This window comes from Acidithiobacillus sp. (assembly GCF_023255755.1).
Taxonomy (GTDB): domain Bacteria; phylum Pseudomonadota; class Gammaproteobacteria; order Acidithiobacillales; family Acidithiobacillaceae; genus Acidithiobacillus.
On record NZ_JAGDVS010000012.1, the window covers coordinates 1,338 to 5,990 of the forward strand.

At 63.1% G+C, this 4,653-nt stretch carries 4 protein-coding genes and 2 pseudogenes; all 6 read left to right on the top strand.

Going from position 1 to position 4,653, the window contains the following annotated elements:
• Positions 1–344: pseudogene (gene murC / locus Q0C48_RS01130) on the top strand (UDP-N-acetylmuramate--L-alanine ligase); the annotation flags it as partial.
• Positions 341–1,228 (top strand): UDP-N-acetylmuramate dehydrogenase, encoded by an 888-nt coding sequence (murB, locus tag Q0C48_RS01135; RefSeq protein ID WP_291520743.1) that lies wholly within the window; start codon positions 341–343, stop codon positions 1,226–1,228. The pseudogene murC and the gene murB, both read left to right, overlap by 4 nt.
• Positions 1,221–2,147 carry a D-alanine--D-alanine ligase gene (locus tag Q0C48_RS01140; protein ID WP_291520745.1) on the top strand — a complete coding sequence of 309 codons (927 nt, stop codon included), beginning with the start codon at positions 1,221–1,223 and terminating at the stop codon, positions 2,145–2,147. The genes murB and Q0C48_RS01140 overlap by 8 nt, the downstream gene beginning before the upstream one ends.
• On the top strand, positions 2,140–2,982 hold the full coding sequence (locus Q0C48_RS01145; RefSeq protein WP_291520747.1) for an FtsQ-type POTRA domain-containing protein: 843 nt from the start codon (positions 2,140–2,142) through the stop codon (positions 2,980–2,982). The genes Q0C48_RS01140 and Q0C48_RS01145 overlap by 8 nt, the downstream gene beginning before the upstream one ends.
• A 30-nt stretch (positions 2,983–3,012) precedes the next feature.
• The gene (gene ftsA, locus Q0C48_RS01150) at positions 3,013–4,281 is read left to right on the top strand and encodes a cell division protein FtsA (RefSeq protein ID WP_012536017.1); all 1,269 of its coding nucleotides are present in this window, start codon (positions 3,013–3,015) and stop codon (positions 4,279–4,281) included.
• 58 nt (positions 4,282–4,339) lie between these two features.
• Positions 4,340–4,653 (top strand): annotated as a pseudogene (locus tag Q0C48_RS01155) (cell division protein FtsZ); the annotation flags it as partial.

Here is a 4,653-nt window from a genome sequence, read left to right on the forward strand (position 1 = left end):
GGCCGGAGCGGCCGCTGGTGGTGGCCTTTCAGCCCCACCGCTACAGCCGCACGCAAGCACTCTTCGGTGATTTCGTCAGCAGCCTGGCGGCAGCGGATCGGGTGATTCTGACGGACATTTACAGTGCTGGCGAAAAGGCCCTGCCCGGCGTCAGCAGCCGCGCCCTCGCCGAAGCCATGGCCGCGCAGAACGTAACCGTCCGTTTCCTGCCTGATTTACTCACGGCGCCACAACAAATCCGCGCCGAACTCCCCGCCGGGGCCGTACTGCTGACCCTCGGCGCGGGCAGCATCGCCAGTCTGGCGGCACAATGGCCCCAGGTCTTCGGGAAGGATCCCGCATGATGCACGTTATTGGGGGTCGTCTGCGCCTGGGAGAACCCATGCACCGCCATACCAGTTGGCGGGTCGGCGGCCCAGCCGATCGCTTCTATCTGCCCGACACGCTGGAAGATCTGCAGGCTTTCCTGCAGCGTTTCGCCGTCGCCCCCCTCACCTGGCTCGGGCTGGGCAGCAATGTGCTGGTGCGCGATGGCGGCCTGCGCGGCACCGTCATTTGCCTCGCCAACACCCTGGATGAAATCACCCTCGACGCGTCCGGCCTGGTCCGTGCCGGAGCAGGTGCCGGCGCAGTCAAGATCGCCCACTTCGCCGCCAAAACCGGGCTCGCCGACGCCGAATTTTTGGCCGGCATTCCCGGCACCCTGGGCGGCTGTCTCAGTATGAATGCCGGCGCCCACGGTGGCGACACCTGGAGCCTGGTGGAATGGGTCGAGGTATTACATCCCGATGGCCAACTGCAACGTCTGTCTCGCGCCGAGTTTCAGATTGGTTACCGGGAAGTCCTGGGTCAGGGCGCGGCCTGCTTCGTCGCCGCAGGATTACGCCTGACCCCCGAAGACCGCGACACCGTCATGCAGCGCCTGCGTGCCTGGCAAGAACGCCGCGCCGCCACCCAGCCTCTGGAATGGCCGAGCTGCGGTTCCGTCTTCCGCAACCCCCCTGGCGATCATGCCGCCCGACTCATTGAGGCAGCAGAACTCAAGGGCATACGTTATGGCGATGCTGAAGTAAGTACCCAGCACGCCAATTTCATCATCAACCGCGGTGCTGCCCGCGCCGAGGAGATTGAAGCACTGGTGGCCAACGTACAACAAGAGGTTTTCAGTCGCTTTGGCATCGCACTCCAGCCGGAGATGCGCGTTATCGGGGAGGTGGCTGATGTCTGATTTGCCCCGCATAGCCGTACTTTATGGTGGTCCCTCCGGCGAGCGCGAAGTTTCCATCGACAGCGGTCGCGCCGTATTGCAGGCGCTGCAAGGATTGGGCCTGGATGCCGTCGGCATTGACATCCAGCCGGCCATCCTTCAGCAGCAAGTAACAGACAGCAAGGCGCACATCGTCTTCAACGTCTGCCATGGCGCGGTAGGCGAAGACGGTCTGTTGCAGGCCTGTCTGGAGACTCTCGACATGCCCTACACCGGCAGCGGCGTACTCGCTTCCGCCCTCGCCATGGATAAATGGCGCTGCAAGCAGCTCTGGCGGGCAGCCGGTTTACCGGTGACCGACGGCATACTGCTGCGCCGCGGCGAGAATGCACCTGATCTCGGCGCCCGCTTCGGTTGGCCCCTGTACATCAAGCCGAACCACGGCGGTTCCAGCCTTGGCGTCAGCAAAGTTACGGGTCCGGCAGAACTGGATGCGGCCTTGCAGAGCGCCTTTGCGATTGAAGACGAAGTCCTCTGCGAGGGTGCCGTCATCGGCCACGAAGCCACCGTTGGCATCCTCGACGGCCATGCACTGCCGCCCATTGTTATCGAAACACCCCGTGCCTTCTACGACTACACCGCTAAGTATCTCGCCGACGATACCCGCTACCTCTTGCCCTCCGGCCTCGGTGCCACACTGGATCAGCAGCTGCAGAGACTTGCGCTCAAGGCCTTTGCCGAACTGGGCGGCCGCGACTGGGGACGGGTCGACTTCATGATCAGCGGCGACGGCCAGGCCCATCTGCTGGAAGTGAACAGTGTACCCGGCATGACTAGCCACAGCCTGGTCCCCATGGCCGCCAAAGCGATCGGCATGGGTTTCCCGGAATTATGCAACGCCATACTGCGCACTGCGCAGAGGAGAGTGAAACATGGTTAGCGTCATGCGCGATTACCGCCATGGGCAGAACCCGCAACGTCCTGCCGCCACCCTCAAGGAGCCGCCCAAACGCAAAATCGAGGCCGCCCAGCCCAAAGTACGCCGGCCCATTCCGTGGCGGCTTTACGGTGGTGTGCTGGTCGGAGGTATCGGCCTCAGCGCCCTCGCCTGGGGGGGCTGGATGGGCTGGAACTGGGTGCGTGAACCACAGTTCATGCCCATCAGCACCCTGACCATTACCGGCACATCGGCGCGAATCCCTTTGCCCGAGGTGAACGCCGCCCTCAGACCTTATGTGGGTCAGGGCTTTCTCTGGATCCATCCGGATCAGGTGCGGCACGCACTCGACACCCTGCCCTGGGTGGCTGATGCCGAAGTCCGCCGGGTCTGGCCCGACCGGCTGCAGATCGATATCAAACCCTACACCCCGGTAGCCCGCTGGTTGGGCGGTGCGGGCCAGATGGTGGATGGGCTGGGTCAGGTGTTCAGCGTCCCCCCCGGGCAGGTACCCGGTGACCTGCCGAATCTCGAAGGACCGGCGGATAGCGGCGCCAGGCTGATTGCACAAATGGCCGACTTCAACCAGATCCTCGCCCCCCTGGGGGCCAGAGTGGTCGATCTGCAGGAAGACCAGCGTGGCGGCTGGCGTTGCATCCTCAGCAATAAGGTGCGCCTGCTGCTGGGCAGTGAAAACATCCTTCCCGCCTTAAAACGCTGGGTGGTTATTGCCCCCCAGGTCAAGGAATACCTCGTGCCGGGGGCCACCATGGACCTGCGCTACACCAATGGCTTTGCGGTCGCCATGCCCGCGGCGGCCACCGTCAGCAGTCAGTAACGGATCACCGATCCGAAGGAGCGAAACGAAATGAAACGCAGCAATCCGGAACTCATCGTCGGTTTGGACATCGGCACCTCCAAGGTCGCCTGCATCGTCGCCCAGTCCAGGGGCGGCCGTGAGGCAGAGATCATCGGCGTCGGTCAGCATCCCTCCCGCGGCCTCAAAAAGGGTGTGGTCGTCGACATCGAATCCACCGTTCAAGCCATCACTCGCGCTGTACAAGAAGCGGAATTGATGGCCGGTGTGCAGATTCACGGCGCCATCGTCGGTATTGCCGGCGGCCACATCCGCGGCTACAACAGCCACGGCATCGTCGCCATCAAGAACAAGGAAGTCAGCAATGAGGATGTCGGTCGGGTGATGGACGCCGCCCGTGCCATCGTCATCCCCCAGGACCAGAACGTCATCCACATCCTCCCCCAGGAATTCATGATCGACAGTCAGGAAGGCGTCCGTGAGCCCGTCGGCATGTCCGGCGTGCGCCTGGAGGCACGGGTGCACATCGTCACCGGTGCCGTCAGCGCCGCGCAAAACATCACCAAGTGCGTCGAACGCTGCGGCTTGCAGGTACAGGATCTGGTCCTCGAACAGCTCGCCTCCGCCGACGCCGTCCTCACCGCTGATGAGAAAGAACTCGGTGTCTGTCTGGTGGACATCGGCGGTGGCACCACTGATATCGCCATCTTCCGCGATGGCGCCGTTCGCCACACCGCCGTCATCCCCATTGCCGGCGATCAGGTTACCAACGACATCGCCCTTGGTCTGCGCACCCCGCCCGTCGAAGCCGAACAGATCAAAAAGCTCTACGGCTGCGCCCTCGGTGATCTGATCGAGCAGGATGATGAAATCCCCGTCCCCAGCGTCGGCACCCGCCCGCCCCGGACGATTTCGCGGCGTATTCTCGGCGACATCATCGAGCCCCGCATCAAGGAGCTTTTCGAGCTGATCCAGGCGGAACTGCGCCGCACCGGCTACGAAGACATGGTCGCGGCAGGGGTGGTCATTACCGGCGGCTCCAGCAAACTGGAAGGCATGGCCGAACTGGCCGAAGAAATCCTCCACTTGCCGGTGCGCGTCGGCGAACCCATGCATTTACCGGGCATGGAAACCGTCGTCCGGACTCCGGGCCATGCCACAGGCGTCGGTCTGGTCATGTACGGACTGCACAATCAAGTGGCGAGTCAGGCCGAGCCACTTCAGAACCCGGCCATCGCGGCCCGGGAAAATCATATGGATACGAGCTTCGGCGGCGTTTTTCGCAAGATGCGCTCCTGGGTACAGACGAGCTTTGGCTAATTCCTGCTCGCAGGGCTGAGGCACATAATTTTGCAGGACTTCAAGAAGGGGAAAGACCATGTTTGAACTCAATGAATGTGAACAAGACGGCGCTGTCATCAAAGTCATCGGCGTCGGTGGCGGTGGCGGCAACGCCATCAACAACATGTGCGCGGCAGGTCTGGAGGGCGTGGAATTCATCTCCGCCAATACCGATGCCCAGGCGCTGCGCCATTCCCACGCCAGCCACACCATCCAGCTCGGCGCCCAGATCACCCGCGGCCTCGGTGCGGGCGCGGATCCTGAAGTCGGCCGCAAGGCTGCCGAAGAGGGTCGTGACGAAATCCGCGCGGCCCTGGAAAAGGCCGACATGGTCTTCATCACCACCGGCAT